Here is a 17,281-nt window from a genome sequence, read left to right as displayed (position 1 = left end):
AATCGACTGCAAAAAGCGCGCGGCGGAAACGTCGCGCGCTTTTTTGTCGGGTCAGGCCACCAGCAGGAAGTCGCTCGCATCGATGACGGCGAGCTTGATGTTGGCGAGCGTGACGGTCTGGTCGGTATCGATGGTCAACACCACGTTGGAGCCGACCTGTTTGGCCAAGGCGACGACCTGGGACGTCGAGCCGTATGAGAAGCCGTCGAGCTCCAGCTTGTCGAAGCCGTTTTGGAAATCGGTGATCCTGTCGAGGCCGTCATTGTCTTCGAAGACGAAAGTGTCGGCATCGGTTCCGCCCGTCAGCGTATCGGCGTCGGCGCCGCCGTCGATCCGGTCCGTTCCGGTTCCGCCATTGACGATATCGATGCCGGCGCCGGAAGAGATCGTATCGTTGCCGGTCCCGCCGACCAGATTGTCCTTGCCGCCGTCGGACGCGATCGTGTCGTTGCCCGCGCCGCCATCGGCGCGATTGGCGCCGTCGCCGAGATAGAGCCGGTCGTCGCCATTGCCGCCGAGAAGCTGGTCGTCGCCGGTCAGGCCGTAGAGCGTGTCGTTGCCGTCATTGCCGGTCAGCACATTCTTGGCTTCGTTGCCATAGATGGTGTCGGCGCCGGATCCGCCGATGGCGTTCTCGATCAGCGACGCGGTGTTGTTGTTGAACATCAGCGCGTTGTAGATGTTGCCGCTGGCGGAATGGCCATTGCCGAGGCTCGCCAGCTGCGACGAATTGAACGTCGAATGACCGCCGGCGCGCAGGTCGATCGACAGACTGGTCGTGTAGGACTTGAGGTCATAGGTATCCGTGCCGCCGCCGTCCCAGATGGTGGCGAAGATCTCCGACCCGCCGGCATCGACCCCAACCTTGCCGTTTACATAGGTGTCGCCGTTTGCAGGCGACCATTTATAGGTCGTGTTGGTCTTGTTGGTCGTATAGTCGGCGCCATACATCTTCTGCAGCGCCGCGATATCCGCCATCATATAGGTCTGCGGCGCCGACCACTGCGAATAGGTGTAGCCGCTCGTATCGCCGCCGATATAGGTGCGGTAGGTCATCACGCTGTATTCGAGCGAATCGTAGTCTGCGGGCAGGGCGGCGAAATTGCCTTCCGACTCATGGCCGTGCTTGAGGCCCAGCGCATGGCCGATCTCGTGCAGCACGGTGTGCCAGGCGTAATTTCCGGCCTGGGCATTGGTGTAGTCGTAATTGCGTCCGAACCACATGTCGCCGGCCTGGGCGTAGTTGCCGGGCATATAGGCGTAGGCGGTCGATGGGGCGTCCGATTGGGCGAAACGCAGCGTGGCCGAGGTGGTCGCCGCCGAAGAGAAGGTCGCGTTGGTGAAGCCTTCGATCGAAAAGCCGTCATTGGCCGCCGTTCCGAAAGACTGTTCGACGGCGAAGAGCGCGGCGTTCTTCTGCTGCGTGGTCGCTGCGGCGAAGTTCCGGCTCGATTCGGTCGTGTAGCTATAGTCGGCCGCCTTAGTGGGAAAGGCGTAGGTGATCGCGCCGCTCCAAGCATAGCCGTAGAGCACGCCGTCGATCATGGAATTGCCCGTCGCGGAAACCGCAGTAATGGTCTTTGCTGTCCCTGTCATCTTGTTATCCCCTTATGACGGCGCTGGCCTGCCGCGATGATTTCGGAGAGTGACACAGGGTATTTGCGATCGCGCTAATGGACGAGGTTAAAGATCCGAGGCTGAAACGGGACGAATCTTATTCATCCGCAATACGGGCTCTACAAACGAAAAGAGCCGGCTGATCGCCGGCTCTCCGAGACTATCGTCGGCTGTTCAGTGCAGGATCTGGCTCAGGAACAGCTTAGTGCGCTCATGCTGCGGATTGTCGAAGAAGGCGCCCGGCTCGTTCTGCTCGACGATCTGGCCCTGGTCCATGAAGATCACCCGGTTGGCGACCTGGCGGGCGAAGCCCATTTCATGGGTGACGCAGAGCATGGTCATGCCCTCTTCGGCGAGGCCGACCATGGTGTCGAGCACTTCCTTGACCATTTCCGGATCGAGCGCCGAGGTCGGCTCGTCGAACAGCATGATCTTGGGCTTCATGCACAGCGCCCGCGCAATGGCGACGCGCTGTTGCTGGCCGCCCGACAGCTGGCCCGGATATTTATGCGCCTGATCGGGAATCTTGACGCGGGTGAGGAAATGCATGGCCACTTCCTCGGCCTGCTTCTTGGGCATCTTGCGCACCCAGATCGGCGCGAGCGTGCAGTTTTCCAGGATCGTCAGATGCGGGAACAGGTTGAAGTGCTGGAACACCATGCCGACTTCGCGGCGCACTTCGTCGATGCGCTTGAGGTCGTTGGTCAGTTCGATGCCGTCGACGACGATGGTGCCCTTCTGGTGTTCCTCCAGACGGTTGATGCAGCGGATCATCGTCGATTTGCCGGAGCCGGAGGGGCCGGCGATGACGATGCGCTCGCCCTTCATGACCTTGAGGTTGATGTCGCGGAGAACGTGGAATTCGCCATACCACTTGTTCATGCCGATCAGTTCGACGGCGACATCGGTCGAGGACACGTTCAGTTTCTGTGCGGCGTCGGTTGCCATTGTGTTTTCCCCTTTATCTCTTGTGCCCAGTATCGAGACGGCGCTCGATGAAACTGGAATAACGCGACATGCCGAAGCAGAACAGCCAGAACACGAAGCCGGCGAAGATCAGGCCCGTGAGCGGCGTCACCGGCGTCAGCCAGGTCGTGTCGCCGAAACTGTTCTTCACCACGCCGAGCAGGTCGAACATATTGATGATCGACACCAGCGACGTGTCCTTGAACATGCCGATGAAGGTGTTGACGATGCCGGGGATGACCAGCTTGATCGCCTGCGGCATGATGATGAAGGTGATCTTCTGGAAATAGTTCAGGCCCAGCGAATCCGCGCCTTCATACTGTCCCTTCGGAATGGCCTGCAAGCCGCCGCGGATGACTTCCGCCATATAGGCCGAGGCGAAGATCGACACGCCGATCAGGGCGCGCAGGAACTTGTCCATCGGAGTGTCGCCCGGCTCGAGGAACAGCGGCAGAAGCACGCTGGCCATGAACAGGACGGTGATCAGCGGCACGCCGCGGATCAGTTCGATGAAGGCGACGCAGAAGCCCTTGACGATCGGCAGCGTCGAACGACGACCGAGCGCCAGGAGGATGCCGACCGGCAGCGACACGACGATGCCGACAAAGGACAGGATCAGCGTGACCATCAAGCCGCCCCAGCGGGCCGTTTCGACATGGGTCAGGCCGAACCAGCCGCCGAGCAGCAGCACATAGGCGACGATCGGCAGCACGACGAGCAGCGCGATCGCGTTCCAGCCCTTGAAGGGTACCTTCGGGATCAGGAACGGAACCAGCAGGCCGACGAACAGGATGGCGACCAGGATCGGCCGCCACAGCAGGTCGCGCGGATAGGATCCGACCATGAACTGCGTGAAGTAGTTGCCGACATAGGCCCAGCAGGCGCCGGACCAGCCTTCGGGCTGGATGCCGCCCTGGGCGGGCGTGGCGCAGACGGTGCGGTCCGATCCGGTCCATACCGCCTGGATCACCAGCCAGTTGACCGCGTGATAGAGGAACCAGACGACGAGCGCGCCGAAAGCGACGGTCAGAAGCGAATCCAACGGCGTCGCAAACAGGTTGCGGCGCACCCAGCCGGCTGACGTCGCCTCGCCCGCAGGCGGCTTGTCCGGCGTGAGGAACGTCTGGCGGACGTAAGCGTAATCGTTTGCCATCTCAGCGCTCCACCAATGCCATCTTCGCGTTGAACCAGTTCATGAACAGCGAGGTGATCAGACTGATCGACACATACATCACCATCCAGATCGCGATGATCTCGATCGAACGGCCCGACTGGTTGAGGATCGTTCCGCCCACCGCCACGAGATCGGCGTAACCGACGGCGATGGCGAGCGACGAGTTCTTGGTGAGGTTGAGATATTGCGAGGTGAGCGGCGGAATGATGATCCTGAGCGCTTGCGGCAGGACGACCAGCCGCGTCGTCAGGCCATGGCGGATGCCGAGGGCCTCCGCCGCCTCGCTCTGACCCTTCGGCACGCCGCGAATGCCGGCGCGGACGATCTCGGCGATGAAGGACGCCGTGTAGAAGGACAGCGCCAGATAGAGCGACAGAAATTCCGGGCCGACCACCATGCCGCCGTTCAGATTGAACTTGCCGAGCACCGGCGTATCGAAGCTCAGCGGCGCGCCGAGCGCGATAAAGGCCAGCAGGGGCAGGCCGATCACAGAGGCCAGACCGATGGTGATGGTGGGATATTGCTTGCCCGTCGCCATCTGCTTCGCTTTGGCCCAGCGGCTGAAGCCGAAGGCCAGCGCTATGCCGAGCAAAAGCGCGACGATGATCAGGCTCGAACCATCCCCGAACATCGGCGCGGGCATGAAGACGCCGCGATTGTTGAGATAGACCGAAAACGGCAGTTCGAACGATTCCTTCACCCCGGGCAGAATGTCGAGAACCAGCTTGTACCAGAAGAAGATGACCAGCAGCGGCGGAATATTGCGGAAAAATTCGACGTAGACCGTGCAGAGCCGAGCGATCAACCAGTTGTGGGACAACCGGCCGACGCCGACCAGCAGGCCGAGGATCGACGCCGTAATTATGCCGAAAAAGGCGACGACAAGCGTATTGACCAGGCCGACGAGCAGAGCGCGGAAATAGGTGGAGTCGCTGGTGTAGGCGATCAGGCTCTGCCCGACGTCGAAGCCGGCGCGGTTGCCGAGAAAGTCGAAGCCCGCCGTCATATTGGCGCGAGCCAGGTTTTCCGCCGCGTTGGTGACGGCGGTGTAGATGAAAGCGATGACGACGATCACCGTCACCGCCTGATAGACGTAACCGCGGACTTCCGGGTTATATAAAAGTGATTGCGACGGACGGTCGTCCGCGACGCGCGTTGCGGCGTCTGCTGCCATGCATTTTCCCCGTTTTTTCGCCGCTCTCTTAAGAGAGCTTATTCAGATATGTTCTAGGCGAAATCGGGAGGCGGCGCGCCGCCTCCCGGAGCATCGGTTTAGCGGATCGGCGGAGCGTATTGCAGGCCGCCCTTCGACCACAGGGCGTTCAGGCCGCGCGCGATCTTGAGGTTGGAGCCCTGGCCGACATTGCGCTCGAAGGATTCGCCGTAATTGCCGACGGCCTTGAGCACGTTGTAGGCCCACTTCTCGTCGAGGCCCAGATCCTTGCCGATCGTCTGGTCCTTTTCTTCGCCGAGGAAGCGCTTGATGTCCGGATTGGTGGACTTCGTCATCTCGTCGAGATTGGCCTGGGTGATGCCGAATTCCTCGCCTGTGACCATGGCGAAGTGGACGTAGGAGACGACGTCGAACCACTTGGAGTCGTTCTGGCGCACGGCCGGGCCGAGCGGCTCCTTGGAAATGATTTCCGGAAGGATGACGTGATCGGCCGGGTTGGCGAGCGACAGGCGGATCGAATACAGGCCCGACTGGTCGGTGGTGTAGACGTCGCAACGGCCGGCGTTATAGGCGGCGTCGACTTCTTCCTGCTTCTCGAACACCACCGGCTTGTATTCCAGCTTGTTGGCGCGGAAATAGTCGGCGAGGTTGAGTTCGGTGGTGGTGCCGGACTGGACGCAGACGGCGGCGCCGGACAGTTCCAGCGCGCTCTTCACGCCGATGTCCTTGCGCACCATGAAGCCCTGGCCGTCGTAATAATTGACGGCGCGGAAGTCGAAGCCCAACTGCGAGTCACGGCTGGCGGTCCAGGTGGTGTTGCGGGCCAGGACGTCGATTTCGCCGGACTGCAGGGCCGGGAAGCGGTCCTTCGCGGACAGGGCGGTGAACTTCACCTTGGTGGCGTCGCCGAACACGGCGGCGGCGATGCCGCGGCAATAATCGACGTCGAAGCCGGTGAAATTGCCGCTGGCGTCCTGCGAGCCGAAGCCGGCCAAGTTGGCGTTGACGCCGCACTGGACGAAGCCCTTGGCTTTGACGTCATCGAGCGTTCCCGCCTGAGAAGCGGCGGCGCCGAGCGCCACGATCGCTGCTCCGAGGACGCCGGTCAAAAGCTGTTTCGTCATGTTACGTACCTTCTTGTTTGTTGTTTCCCCGCCGTTTCTCGCCAGGGCGAAAACGGTCGTCCATCGGTTTCCCTTTCCGGTGGACGTCGCTCTAAGACAATCGTAAACGCTGCGTTAGTCAAGTGTTGCCGAGGCTTTTGCGTATATTTGTGCCAGAACCTCCGAGTTTGCGGAAAAATGTGCAGATCCGGACCTAAAAAAGAGGCCAAAAGGCGAATTTTTTTGCGTTTTCTGGCTGGTATGGAAATAAGCCGCGAAAAGACGAGGCGCCGTGCTTGACCGAAAAGCCCGGCCTGTGGAAATCCGGCTTCGACAGTGATGGAGAAAGAGCATGGTCAAGAACGTCGGCGAGGATGAATTGGGCGTCAATACGCGGCTCGCCCATCAGGGTTACAGCCCGCGCGATTATCACGGATTCGTCAATCCGCCCGTCGTTCACGCCTCCACCGTGCTGTTTCCCGACGCCAGGACGCTGGAGACCAGCGGCCAGCCTTATACCTACGGCACGCATGGCACGCCGACCACCGATGCCCTCTGCGCAGCTCTGAACGAACTCGAGGGTTCGGCCGGCACGATCCTGTTGCCGTCCGGTCTCGCGGCGATCACGGTGCCGTTCCTCGCCGTGCTCAGGCCCGGCGATCACATCCTCGTGGTCGATTCCGTCTATTTCCCGACGCGGCGCTTCTGCGGGACCATTCTGGCGCGCATGGGCGTCGAGACGGAATATTACGATCCCGAGATCGGCGCCGGCATATCCGACCTGATCCGCCCCAATACGCGTCTGGTTCATCTCGAGGCGCCCGGCTCCAACACATTCGAGATGCAGGATGTGCGCGTCATCGCCGATGCCGCCCATGCCGCGGGCGCCATCGTGTCGATGGACAACACCTGGGCGACGCCGCTTTATTTCAAGCCGCTGGATTTCGGGGTCGACATTTCCATCCACGCCGCCACCAAATATCCGTCCGGTCATTCCGACGTGCTGATGGGCACGGTGTCGGCCAATGAACAATGGTGGCCGGCGATCGACGAGATGAACATGGTGATGGGGCTCTGCGTCGGCGGCGACGACGCCTATCAGATCCTGCGCGGCCTTCGCACCATGGGCGTCAGGCTGGAGCGTCATCAGGAAAGCGCCCTGAAAGTCGCGCAATGGCTGGAGGCGCGCGACGACGTCGCCTCCGTGCTGCATCCGGCGCTGCCGAGCTTTCCGGGTCACGCCATCTGGAAGCGCGATTTCAAGGGCGCGTCCGGGGTGTTTTCCTTCGTGCTGAAGTCCGAGGCGACCAAGGCCCGGGAGAGGGCGCACGCCTTTCTCGACACGCTGAAACTGTTCGGCCTGGGCTATTCCTGGGGCGGGTATGAGAGCCTGGCGGTGCCGGTCAATCTCGGCGATCGCAAGATCCGCAAGGCGCCGGATGGAGGCGCGCTCATCCGCCTGCAGATCGGCCTCGAGGATGTCGTCGATCTCCGGCGCGATCTGGAGAACGGCTTCCGCGCCGCTTCCGGTATCTGAATGAGCGGGAGCCGGGCGATCAGCCCGGCGCCTTGTACCCGTAGAGCCAGTCGAGATCGGCGGCCACGCTTTCCGGCTTGCGCAGTCTCAGCACCATGTCGCGGGCGACGCGGACGGGACCGCGGGCGTGATAGGCGAATTTGTTGAAGGCCCCGCGCGACCGGACGCGCGCGACGCGCGCCTGCCGGCTGCGTTCGAAGAAGGCGAGCGCGTCGGCGAGGTCGACATTCGCCGAGGCGACGCCCGCCAGTTCATAGGCGTCCTCGATCGCCATCGCCGCGCCTTGCGCCGCAAAGGGCGTCATCGCATGCGCGGCGTCGCCGATCAGCACCTTGTCCTGGCCATCGGTCCAGCGGCCGTCGGAGACCCCGAACAGCGGCCACCAGGTGGGTTTCGGCGCATAGGAAAGCAGCGTCCGGATATCTCTGTGCCATCCGGCGAATTGCGTCGTCATTTCGTTGCGATGGGTGGGATTGCAGTCGGCGGCCCAGGTCTCGCCCGGATTTGCGCCGCTCGACAGGGCGACGACGTTGAAAGCGCCGGCGTCGCGCAGCGGATAGGCGACGATATGGGCGCGCGGGCCGACGAAGGCGGTCACGTTGCGCGGATTGAGAAAGGACGGCGCGTCCTTTTCCGGAATGATGAAGCGCCAGGCGACCATGCCGGAAAATTCCGGTTTTCCGGCCGACGGGATTGCGGCGCGGAAACGCGACCAGACGCCATCGGCGCCGATGGTCAGATCGGGCGCGCCGCCCAAGGCCCGAGCCAGCGCCTCGGGCGTGTCGTAGCCCGCCGACAGGCGCAGATCCACCAAAGGCTCGCTTTCCACCGCCTCGAGCAGCATTTTCTGCAGCGTCGCGCGGTGAATGGCGGCGTAGGGCGAGCCCCATCGGCTGGCGGCCAGCTGCTTGGCCGAAATCGCGGTGAGCGGCGCGAGCGTCGAGCCGGACACCAGACAGATATTGTCTGGCTCGCGCCAGACCGGGCGCAATTTCTCTTCGAGGCCGAGTTGGCCGAGAATGTAAGTGGCGTTGGGGGAGAGCTGGAGCCCGGCGCCGACTTCCTGAAGACGGGAGGCTTTTTCGACAACCACGGAAGAGACGCCCTTACGCGCGAAGGCGAGGGCGCTCACAAGTCCAGCGATGCCGGCGCCGACGATAGCGACGGTTTTCATTGTTTCTGATGATCCTGTCTTCGCATCCCCGAAGCGGACGCGATAAAGCGTTACGCAGCGCGCTCGATATAGACGCAACCGGCCGGATTGGACTGGTTGGCCTTGAGCGACGGGTCGTAGCGATACATGGTCGAGCAATAGGGACAGATCTTCTCGTTCTCGTCGCCCATGTCGATGAAGATATGCGGATGGTCATACGGCGCGGACGCGCCGGTGCACATGAATTCCTTGACCCCGATATTGATCGTCTTGTATCCGCCGTCATTCTGGAAGTGCGGAATGCTGTGCCCAGCCATGCATGTCTCCGAAGGCAATTTTATTTCGTGCTGCAACATAAACGTTCGGACGGCAAATGTGTAGGGTCAAAAAGCCGCAACAGGCCCGAAGGGGCATAAAATTCAAGCCGAGACAAAGCCCGTCATGCACCAGACCATTCCCGATTTCTCTCGCTTTCGTCATTCCGATCTGGACTTCGCCTATTTCGATGTCGGTCCCCGCGACGCGGCGCCCGTGCTGCTGATCCACGGTTTCGCCTCCTCGGCGCTGGTCAATTGGGTTCATCCCGGATGGGTTCAAACGCTTCTCAAGGCCGGCAGGCGGGTGATCGCCATCGACAATCGCGGCCATGGCGCCAGCGCCAAGCCGCATGATCCCGCCGCCTATCATCCGACCTTGATGGCGGACGATTCGGCGGCGCTGCTCGATCATCTCGAAATTCCCGAAGCCGATGTGATGGGGTACTCGATGGGCGCGCGGATTTCGAGTTTCCTGGCGCTCAACCATCCCGAACGGGTGCGGTCGCTGGTCTGGGGCGGGCTCGGCTACGGCCTCGTCGAGGGCGTCGGCGACTGGGATCCGATCGCGGAGGCCCTGCTAGCGCCCTCGCTCGACGACGTCACCCATGAACGCGGCCGGATGTTCCGCGCCTTCGCCGACAAGACGGGCAGCGACCGCGTCGCGCTCGCCGCCTGCATCTCGTCCAACCGCGTGCTGGTCACGGAAGCGGAGGTGGCCCGCCTTCTCCAGCCGGTGCTGATCGCGGTGGGCGCGAAGGACGACATCGCCGGCGATCCGCACAGGCTCGCCTCGCTCCTGCCCGACGGCCGCGCCATTGACATTCCCGGACGCGACCACATGCTGGCCGTCGGCGACCGTGTGTTCAAGCAGGCGGCGCTGGATTTCTATCAGGATCTCGACCGCTGAGGCGCCGCCTCAACGGCCGGTGAAGACGGGACGGCGTTTTTCCGCGAAGGCGCGCCGTCCCTCGGCGTAATCCTCGCTTTCGAACGTGGAGGCGCCGAGAACGTCCGCCTCGCGCTCAAGCCCGGCGTCGTCCTCCGCTGCCGCGCGCAAGGCCAGTTTGGCGGCGCGGATCGACAGAGGCGCATTGGCGACGATGCTTTCCGCCAGCGATTCGGCCGCAGCCTCGAGCGCAGCGAGATCCGGATGGACGGAGAGGAGAAAGCCTGCGGCCAGCATGTCCGCGGCGCTGTTGGTTTGTCCGGTGAACAGCAGACGCCGCGCCTGCTGCTGCCCCAGCGCGAGCGCGATGTCGCGCATCGCCGACGCCGGATAGGCGAGCCCGAGCCGCGCGGGCGGCACGGAGAAACGGGCGTCTTCCGTCGCCAGGCGAAGATCGGCCGCAGCGGCCAGGCCGAAGCCGCCGCCATGGCAGGCGCCCGAAATCAGCGCCACGACCGGGATCGGCGATTGACGCACCGCAGCGAAGGCGGCGACATTGACGCTCTCGTAGCGACGGGCGCTTTCCGCGTCCTTCCTGACGTCGGCAAACTCCGAAATATCGGCGCCGGCGGAGAAATGCGCGCCTTCGCCGGCGAGCAGGATCACGCGGGCGTCACGATGAACCGCCGAGGCGAAGGCCTCCGGAACCGCCCGCCACATGGCCAGGGTCAGGGCGTTGAGCCGGGCCGGTTGGGCGATGCGCAGATGCGCCACGCCGGCGTCGATTCCGAGGCGGATTTTACCCTCTGCAAACTGCAATTCCATTCCACCCGGCCCCCCATTTCAATAGACGCGGAGATGACCTATATTGCCGGCATTGAGGAAGCTCAAGGAGAGCCTGAAGTGGCCGCCACATCCGAATTCCGAGCCAACGACTCGGTCAAGAGCATGGACCCGATCTGGGACGCGCTGCGCCAGGAGGCGCGGTTCGCGGCCGAGAATGATCCGGTCCTCGGCACGTTTCTCTATTCGACGATAATCAATCACAAGACGCTCGAAGATTGCGTGATCTACCGCATCAGCGAGCGATTGGATCACGCCGACATTCCTTCGGTGCTGTTGCGCGCCGCCTTCGAGGAAATGCTCACGGATTGGCCGGAATGGTCGCGCATCATTCGCGTCGACATCCAGGCCTATTACGACCGCGATCCGGTCTGCACGCGGTTCATCGAGCCCGTTCTCTATTTCAAGGGCTTCCACGCCATCCAGACCCATAGGCTGGCGCATTGGCTGATGAAGAAAGGCCGCAAGGATTTTGCGCTTTATCTGCAGAGCCGGTCTTCCAGCGTGTTCCAGACCGACATCAATCCGGCAGCCCGGATCGGCAAGGGTTTCTTCCTCGATCACGCCACCGGCCTCGTGGTCGGCGAAACGGCCGTCATCGGCGACAATGTCTCGATCCTGCAGGGCGTGACGCTCGGCGGCACCGGCAAGGAAAGCGGCGACCGCCATCCCAAGGTTTCCGATGGCGTCCTGATCGGGGCCGGCGCCAAGGTGCTCGGCAACATCCAGATCGGCCATTGCTCGCGCATCGCCGCGGGTTCCGTGGTTCTCAAGCCCGTTCCGCCGAAGACCACCGTGGCCGGGGTGCCGGCGCGGGTGATCGGCGAAGCCGGCTGCTCGGAACCCTCGCGCTCCATGGATCATCTGCTGACCAGTTTCGAATAAAGCCGTGACAAGGCGACCGTCTCGCTTGCGGCTCACGCCATGGCGTGGCACAAGCGCGACGATCCGATCGCGAATATGGAGCAAGAGCTTTGAAAGCTGAAGAACTCAAGAAACTCGACGCCTATTTCAAGAAGACCCTGAACCCGGCGATCACGGTCAAGGCTCGTCCGCGCAAGGACGACTCGGCCGAAGTCTATATGGGCGATGAATTCCTGGGCGTGGTCTACAAGGACGACGAGGACGGCGACCTGTCCTACAATTTCTCCATGGCGATCCTCGACGTCGATCTCTGATCTCAGCCTGAACACGCTTTCCACAGCGAGCCCGCGCCGCCGATCTGGCCGGCGCGGGCTTTTGTTTTGCGCAGGATCTTCCCGGACATAAAAAAACCGGGTCCCGAAGGACCCGGCTGGCTTCAATCCTGCAGCGCCAATTCAGCGCTTGGAGACCGGCACGTAGTCGCGGAGCGGCGCGCCGACATAGAGCTGGCGCGGACGACCGATGCGCTGCTGCGGATCCTCAATCATTTCGTTCCACTGTGCGACCCAACCGACGGTGCGGGCGAGCGCGAACAGCACGGTGAACATCTCGGTGGGGAAGCCCATCGCCTTCAGCGTGATGCCCGAATAGAAGTCGATATTCGGGTAGAGCTTCTTTTCGATGAAATACTCGTCCGACAGCGCGATGCGCTCGAGCTCCATCGCCACTTCGAGCAACGGATCGTCCTTGACGCCGAGTTCGCCGAGCACTTCATGGCAGGTCTTCTGCATGATCTTGGCGCGCGGGTCGTAGTTCTTGTAGACGCGGTGACCGAAGCCCATCAGACGGAACGGATCGTTCTTGTCCTTGGCCTTGGCGACATAGTGCGGGATGCGCTCCACGGAACCGATCTCGGCCAGCATGTTGAGCGCGGCTTCGTTGGCGCCGCCATGGGCGGGGCCCCAGAGGCAGGCGATGCCGGCGGCGATGCAGGCGAAGGGGTTAGCGCCCGACGAGCCGGCGAGACGCACGGTCGAGGTCGAGGCGTTCTGCTCATGGTCGGCGTGCAGGATGAAGATGCGGTCCATGGCGCGCGCCAGAACCGGGTTCACCTTGTACTCTTCGCAGGGAACCGCGAAGCACATATGCAGGAAGTTGGCCGCGTAATCGAGATCGTTCTTCGGATACACGAAGGGCTGGCCGATATGGTACTTGTAGGCCATGGCGGCGATCGTCGGCATCTTGGCGATCATGCGCAGCGACGCGACCATGCGCTGATGCGGATCGGTGATGTCGGTGGAGTCGTGATAGAAGGCCGAGAGAGCGCCGACCGTGCCGCACATGACCGCCATCGGGTGGGCGTCGCGACGATAGCCGGTGAAGAAGCGGCTCATCTGCTCATGCACCATGGTGTGGCGCGTCACGCGGTTGTCGAAATCCTTCTTCTGGGCCGCCGTCGGAAGGTCGCCGTAGAGCAGCAGGTAGCAGACTTCGAGGAAGTCGCCCTGTTCGGCGAGCTGGTCGATAGGGTAGCCGCGATGCAGCAGCACGCCTTCGTCGCCGTCGATATAGGTGATCTTGGATTCGCAGGACGCCGTGGAGGTGAAGCCGGGATCGTAGGTGAAGGCGTTAGCAGCTTTGTAGAGCGGCGCGATGTCGACGACGTCGGGTCCGATCGATCCCGATCGCACGTTGAGCTCAACCTGTTTGCCGTCGAGCGAAATAACCGCTTTCTTATCAGCCATAATATCCTCCGTTCAGGATAGGGATGCAGCCACAAAGCCGCCACAATTTGAATGCGCGCTTTTGCTATCTGATTTCTTGAGCAAAGCCAACCATACCAAAGAGGTATTGCTGCGTTGCAGTTGAGGTTTTGGCACTGCAAAACCCGGAAATCAAAGAAAATATTTGTGAGAATGGATTAAATCGGTTCACACTTCGTTCAAGTTTGACCAAATTGCGGCCATGACGTTTTAACGTTGAAATTCGCAAACATCAGTTGCAATCTCTGCCGGGGGCCGGCGAGATGGCGCAAGCAGGCGAAGCGGAAAAACAGGCGGCGCGATGGATCGTCTCCGATGATCTCGACGTCGACTCGCGCCTGTTGCCGGGCGCGGTCGCGAAGCCCGGAGAGCTTGCGCCGGAAAGGCCGGCGTCGTCGATCGACCCTTGGGCGGCAAGACACGGACATCTCGATCGAATTCGCCTCGGCCTCCGCGACGAAGCCGATTACGGCCACATCTTTATCTGGGCGCCGGTTCTGTTCGGCGCGGGGGCGGCGTGGTGGTTTTCAGTCAGCGAGACCCCGGCGCTGGCGTCCGTCGTCTTGCTCCTGGTCGTCTCCGGGGCGGCGGCTCTGCTGGCGGGCGCCGGGCGACCAGGCCTAAGACGGCTGGCGGCGTCAACTCTTCTTCTGGCGGCGGGCGCGGTCTCCGCCGAGTGGGAGAGCCGGCGTGTCCACTCCGTGCTGCTCGACAGTCCGGTGACGACGACGATCCGTGGCCTGGTGGAGACGCGGGAAGCGGACGGGACCGGACGATGGCGCTACCGCATTCGCCTGCTGGAGACCGAAGAGCCCCGGCTCAAGCGTTCACCCGACATCGTGGCGGTGACCGGCGGGCGCGGCATGGCGATCGGGCTCGGAGAAGGGATCGAGGGCAGGGCGCGGCTGACGCCTCCCTCCGGGCCCGCTCTTCGCGGCCTGAATGATTTTGCCTTCGACGCCTATTTTTCAGGGATAGGCGCGCAAGGATTTTTCTATGGCGCGCCGAGCGCCTGGGAGCCGCCGACACCGGCTTTCCAGACCGATGTGTCCGCGCGGGTGCGCGGCTGGATCGAGCCGTTGCGGCTGGCGATCAGCGCGCGGGTCCGCTCGGTGCTTCCGGGCGACGCCGGCGCCTTTGCGGCGTCGATGGTGACGGATGACCGACGGGCGATTTCGAAAGAGACGACGGAGGCGCTCCGACTGTCCGGACTCGCCCACATCGTGGCGATTTCCGGATTGAACATGGCGCTGGCCGCCGGCCTGTTCTTTGTCGGGCTGCGCATAGCGCTCAGCCTGTCGCAGCGGATCGCCCATCTCTGGCCCGTGAAGCGCATCGCGGCCGTGGGCGCGCTGATCACCGTGACCGGATATTATCTGATCTCCGGCTTCGCCGTGTCCGCCGAACGCGCCTATGTGATGATGGCGATCATGCTGATCGCGGCGATCGCCGGACGCCGTGCGATCAGCCTGCGCAATGTGGCGCTGTCGGCGATGATCATCCTCGCCGTGACGCCCTCCGCCGTGCTGGGGCCGGGCTTCCAGATGTCCTACGCGGCGACGATCGCGCTGGTGGTCGGCTACGCCAGCTGGTCCCGACGCGGGGAGGGACCGCCTCTGGTCGAGGTCATGCCGCTCTTGCGCCCGATCGCGCCCGTCTGGCGCTTCTTCGCCGCCGTCTTCGCGACCTCGCTGATCGGCGGGCTGTCGACGGCGCTGTTCTCGGCCGAACATTTCCACCGTCTCGCCGCCTGGGGACTGCTCGCCAATCTGCTCGCCATGCCGGTGATCTCCTTCGTCGTCATGCCGTGCGGATTGGCGGCGCTGCTGCTGATGCCGCTCGGCCTCGATTGGCTGCCGCTGGAGATCATGGGCTGGGGTCTCGGCTGGGTCATCGGCGTCGCGCACTGGACCGCCTCGCTGGGCGGCGACTGGGTGACCGGGCGATTGCCGGGCTGGTTTTTCGGCTGTTCTGTCGGCGGCCTTCTGATCCTGGCGCTGTTGCGGAGCCGGCTGCGGTTGATCGGCTTTGCGGTTTACCTCGCGGCCGGCCTGGCGCTGGCTGCCTTGCCGGGAAGATCGCCGCCGCGCCTGATCATCCATGAAGGCGGTCGGCTGCTCGGCCTGACGACGGAGAACGGACTTTCGGTCAGCGAGCAGAAGCCGGAAGCCTTCATCGTCGATCAATGGCGGCGCGCGCTCCGCAAGGATGAGATCGTCAAGCCGGAGGTCACCGACCTGCTCGCACTGCCGCGGCCCGGCCGCGATGCGCCGCCGGTCGATCCCAGCGCTGTGCGGGAGAGGATGCGCGCCATGAAATCTGCGCTGCCCCGGGACCGGTTTCTCTGCGAGAAGAACGGTTTCTGCGCCGGACGCGTCATGGACGGCGTGACCGTGGTCGTCATTGCGAGAGCCGCCTTCGCCGGCGCGGCCTGTGACCTCTTCGAGATCGTGGTGGCGCCCGTCAGGTTGAATTTCGAAGAATGCCGCTCCGGCGCCCGCCTGGTGACGTTGGCGAGCCTTCGCCGCACGGGAACCTTGGAGCTCGCTGTCGAAGGAGAGGCGCTGAGCGAAACACCGGCGCTGTCCTCGATAAGTCGCTCCTGGCAACGCCACCGCGCTTATGACTGGCGGCAGGACAAATTCCTCGAATGAGGTTTACACGCCGTCGCGGAGCATGAGGATCCGGCAGGGCTCTTTCGCCTCGACCGCCGGCGCGTGGGGCGGGCGGATGATCAACGCCTCGGAATTGGCGAAGATCTTCATCTGCGAGGAGTCCTGCTTGCCGTAGGAGCGGACATGCAGCTGTCCGTCTTCGGCGCGCGTCAGCCGGGCGCGCAGATAATCCTGCCGATGGTCATTGGCCGCGAGCTCGGTTTCGGTGATGGCCGTCGCCAGACGGTTCGGCGGCGACCGTCGCGCCAGCTTGGCCAGCAGCGGTTCGAGAAACAACAGGCCGCAGACCATGCTGGAGACGGGATTGCCGGGCAGGCCGAGCACCTGGATGTCGCCGAGCGCGCCGACCATCAGCGGCTTGCCCGGCCGCATGGCGATGCGCCAGAAATCGAGCCGCATGCCGAGACCGATCAGCGTCGACTGGACGAGATCGTGATCGCCGACGGACGCGCCGCCGAGGGTGACGATGACATCGACGCCGCGCGCTTTGGCGCGCTCGACCGCTTCGACGATCGCTTTGGGATCGTCGGCGACGATGCCGAAATTCTCGACGTCAGCGCCAGCCCGGCGCGCCAGCGCCGCGATGGCGAAGACGCTGGAGGCGACGATCTGATCCGGTCCGAGTGTACTTCCGGGTTCGCGCAACTCGTCGCCGGTGGCGATGACGCCGACCAACGGACGCTCGTAGACGCTGACGTCGGCATGATTGGAGGCGGCGGCCAGCATCAGCCGGCCGGGATCGAGCAGCAGTCCTTCCGCCAGCACCGCTTCGCCTTCAGCAAAGTCCTGTCCGCGCGGACGGATATGACGGCCGAGATCCGGCAGGAAGGTCAGTTCGATCTTGCCAGCGTCGCGGCGGATCGCGTCTTCCTGCAACAGCACGGTGTCTGCGCCTTTGGGCACGGGCGCTCCGGTGAAAATGCGAACCGTTTGGCCGGCTCCGACCCCTCCCGAAAAAGAATGGCCGGCCGCCGATTCGCCAATCACTTCAAGGCGGTCGCCGATCTCCGCGACGTCGCCGCGCCGGAAGGCGTAGCCATCCATGGCCGAGGCGTCGAAAGGCGGCTGCGTCAGGCGCGAGATCACCGGTTCGGCCAGCACGCGCTGGTCGGCGGCCCAGATCGGCAGGGTTTCACGCGTTTCGATCGGGCGGGCGGCGGCGAGCAGACGGGCCTGCGCCTCTTCGACCGGGATCAGCGGCCCGGCCAT

General features: G+C 63.3%; 15 protein-coding genes. 5 read left to right on the top strand and 10 right to left on the bottom strand.

The window, feature by feature from the left end:
• Positions 1 to 51: 51 nt before the first annotated feature.
• The 5 genes from OCK01_RS23360 to OCK01_RS23340 form a co-directional block, all read right to left on the bottom strand.
• Positions 52 to 1,596, bottom strand: a complete 1,545-nt coding sequence (locus OCK01_RS23360) for a M10 family metallopeptidase (protein WP_263826052.1) — start codon at positions 1,594 to 1,596, stop codon at positions 52 to 54.
• A 195-nt stretch (positions 1,597 to 1,791) separates the two neighbouring features.
• Positions 1,792 to 2,565 carry an amino acid ABC transporter ATP-binding protein gene (locus tag OCK01_RS23355; RefSeq protein ID WP_182826393.1) on the bottom strand — a complete coding sequence of 258 codons (774 nt, stop codon included), beginning with the start codon at positions 2,563 to 2,565 and terminating at the stop codon, positions 1,792 to 1,794.
• Positions 2,566 to 2,578: 13 nt separating this feature from the next.
• Positions 2,579 to 3,736, bottom strand: coding sequence for an amino acid ABC transporter permease (locus OCK01_RS23350; protein ID WP_182826392.1), 1,158 nt, complete (start codon positions 3,734 to 3,736; stop codon positions 2,579 to 2,581).
• A 1-nt stretch (position 3,737) separates the two neighbouring features.
• Positions 3,738 to 4,931, bottom strand: a complete 1,194-nt coding sequence (locus tag OCK01_RS23345) for an amino acid ABC transporter permease (protein ID WP_263826051.1) — start codon at positions 4,929 to 4,931, stop codon at positions 3,738 to 3,740.
• 98 nt (positions 4,932 to 5,029) lie between these two features.
• Positions 5,030 to 6,055 (bottom strand): amino acid ABC transporter substrate-binding protein, encoded by a 1,026-nt coding sequence (locus OCK01_RS23340; RefSeq protein WP_263826050.1) that lies wholly within the window; start codon positions 6,053 to 6,055, stop codon positions 5,030 to 5,032.
• 331 nt (positions 6,056 to 6,386) lie between these two features.
• Here OCK01_RS23340 and OCK01_RS23335 point away from each other — a divergent pair, with 331 nt between their 5' ends.
• Positions 6,387 to 7,571 carry a cystathionine beta-lyase gene (locus OCK01_RS23335; RefSeq protein WP_263826049.1) on the top strand — a complete coding sequence of 395 codons (1,185 nt, stop codon included), beginning with the start codon at positions 6,387 to 6,389 and terminating at the stop codon, positions 7,569 to 7,571.
• Positions 7,572 to 7,590: 19 nt separating this feature from the next.
• On the opposite strand, the gene OCK01_RS23330 is transcribed toward OCK01_RS23335, so the two are convergent.
• Both OCK01_RS23330 and OCK01_RS23325 read right to left on the bottom strand, forming a co-directional pair.
• A complete protein-coding gene (locus tag OCK01_RS23330; RefSeq protein ID WP_263826048.1) occupies positions 7,591 to 8,745 on the bottom strand; it encodes an FAD-dependent monooxygenase in 1,155 nt (384 codons plus the stop codon).
• A gap of 50 nt (positions 8,746 to 8,795) precedes the next feature.
• Positions 8,796 to 9,041, bottom strand: coding sequence for a zinc-finger domain-containing protein (locus OCK01_RS23325; protein ID WP_182826390.1), 246 nt, complete (start codon positions 9,039 to 9,041; stop codon positions 8,796 to 8,798).
• A gap of 124 nt (positions 9,042 to 9,165) precedes the next feature.
• On the opposite strand from OCK01_RS23325, the gene OCK01_RS23320 reads away from it, so the two are divergent.
• Positions 9,166 to 9,948, top strand: coding sequence for an alpha/beta fold hydrolase (locus OCK01_RS23320; protein ID WP_263826047.1), 783 nt, complete (start codon positions 9,166 to 9,168; stop codon positions 9,946 to 9,948).
• 9 nt (positions 9,949 to 9,957) lie between these two features.
• Here OCK01_RS23320 and OCK01_RS23315 read toward each other — a convergent pair whose 3' ends face one another.
• A complete protein-coding gene (locus tag OCK01_RS23315; protein ID WP_263826046.1) occupies positions 9,958 to 10,752 on the bottom strand; it encodes an enoyl-CoA hydratase-related protein in 795 nt (264 codons plus the stop codon).
• Positions 10,753 to 10,875: 123 nt separating this feature from the next.
• Between OCK01_RS23315 and cysE the strand changes: the two genes are divergently transcribed.
• Together cysE and OCK01_RS23305 are read left to right on the top strand one after the other, a co-directional pair.
• Entirely contained in the window at positions 10,876 to 11,655 is a 780-nt protein-coding gene (gene cysE / locus OCK01_RS23310; protein WP_246697507.1) for a serine O-acetyltransferase, read from the top strand.
• 89 nt (positions 11,656 to 11,744) lie between these two features.
• Positions 11,745 to 11,948: a DUF3126 family protein gene (locus tag OCK01_RS23305; RefSeq protein WP_182826386.1), complete on the top strand. Its 204-nt coding sequence runs from the start codon at positions 11,745 to 11,747 to the stop codon at positions 11,946 to 11,948.
• Between the two features lie 141 nt (positions 11,949 to 12,089).
• Here OCK01_RS23305 and gltA read toward each other — a convergent pair whose 3' ends face one another.
• Complete coding sequence (gene gltA, locus OCK01_RS23300) at positions 12,090 to 13,379, bottom strand: citrate synthase (protein WP_263826045.1); 1,290 nt, start codon at positions 13,377 to 13,379, stop codon at positions 12,090 to 12,092.
• Between the two features lie 281 nt (positions 13,380 to 13,660).
• On the opposite strand from gltA, the gene OCK01_RS23295 reads away from it, so the two are divergent.
• Positions 13,661 to 16,051: a ComEC/Rec2 family competence protein gene (locus tag OCK01_RS23295; RefSeq protein WP_263826044.1), complete on the top strand. Its 2,391-nt coding sequence runs from the start codon at positions 13,661 to 13,663 to the stop codon at positions 16,049 to 16,051.
• 3 nt (positions 16,052 to 16,054) lie between these two features.
• On the opposite strand, the gene glp is transcribed toward OCK01_RS23295, so the two are convergent.
• On the bottom strand, positions 16,055 to 17,281 hold the full coding sequence (gene glp, locus OCK01_RS23290; RefSeq protein WP_263826043.1) for a gephyrin-like molybdotransferase Glp: 1,227 nt from the start codon (positions 17,279 to 17,281) through the stop codon (positions 16,055 to 16,057).

It is taken from the genome of Rhizobium sp. TRM95796 (assembly GCF_025779995.1).
Taxonomy (GTDB): Bacteria; Pseudomonadota; Alphaproteobacteria; order Rhizobiales; family Rhizobiaceae; genus Rhizobium_E.
This window is presented reverse-complemented; position numbering and strand designations above follow the sequence as displayed.

Bases quoted from the DNA above. Each gene is read 5' to 3' on its own strand.
- OCK01_RS23295 (WP_263826044.1), top strand. From the start codon at position 13,661: ATGGCGCAAGCAGGCGAAGCGGAAAAACAGGCGGCGCGATGGATCGTC.
- OCK01_RS23355 (WP_182826393.1), bottom strand. From the start codon at position 2,565: ATGGCAACCGACGCCGCACAGAAACTGAACGTGTCCTCGACCGATGTC.
- cysE (WP_246697507.1), top strand. From the start codon at position 10,876: ATGGACCCGATCTGGGACGCGCTGCGCCAGGAGGCGCGGTTCGCGGCC.
- OCK01_RS23350 (WP_182826392.1), bottom strand. From the start codon at position 3,736: ATGGCAAACGATTACGCTTACGTCCGCCAGACGTTCCTCACGCCGGAC.
- OCK01_RS23345 (WP_263826051.1), bottom strand. From the start codon at position 4,931: ATGGCAGCAGACGCCGCAACGCGCGTCGCGGACGACCGTCCGTCGCAA.
- OCK01_RS23360 (WP_263826052.1), bottom strand. From the start codon at position 1,596: ATGACAGGGACAGCAAAGACCATTACTGCGGTTTCCGCGACGGGCAAT.
- OCK01_RS23320 (WP_263826047.1), top strand. From the start codon at position 9,166: ATGCACCAGACCATTCCCGATTTCTCTCGCTTTCGTCATTCCGATCTG.
- glp (WP_263826043.1), bottom strand. From the start codon at position 17,281: ATGGCCGGGCCGCTGATCCCGGTCGAAGAGGCGCAGGCCCGTCTGCTC.
- OCK01_RS23325 (WP_182826390.1), bottom strand. From the start codon at position 9,041: ATGGCTGGGCACAGCATTCCGCACTTCCAGAATGACGGCGGATACAAG.
- OCK01_RS23315 (WP_263826046.1), bottom strand. From the start codon at position 10,752: ATGGAATTGCAGTTTGCAGAGGGTAAAATCCGCCTCGGAATCGACGCC.
- gltA (WP_263826045.1), bottom strand. From the start codon at position 13,379: ATGGCTGATAAGAAAGCGGTTATTTCGCTCGACGGCAAACAGGTTGAG.
- OCK01_RS23335 (WP_263826049.1), top strand. From the start codon at position 6,387: ATGGTCAAGAACGTCGGCGAGGATGAATTGGGCGTCAATACGCGGCTC.
- OCK01_RS23340 (WP_263826050.1), bottom strand. From the start codon at position 6,055: ATGACGAAACAGCTTTTGACCGGCGTCCTCGGAGCAGCGATCGTGGCG.
- OCK01_RS23330 (WP_263826048.1), bottom strand. From the start codon at position 8,745: ATGAAAACCGTCGCTATCGTCGGCGCCGGCATCGCTGGACTTGTGAGC.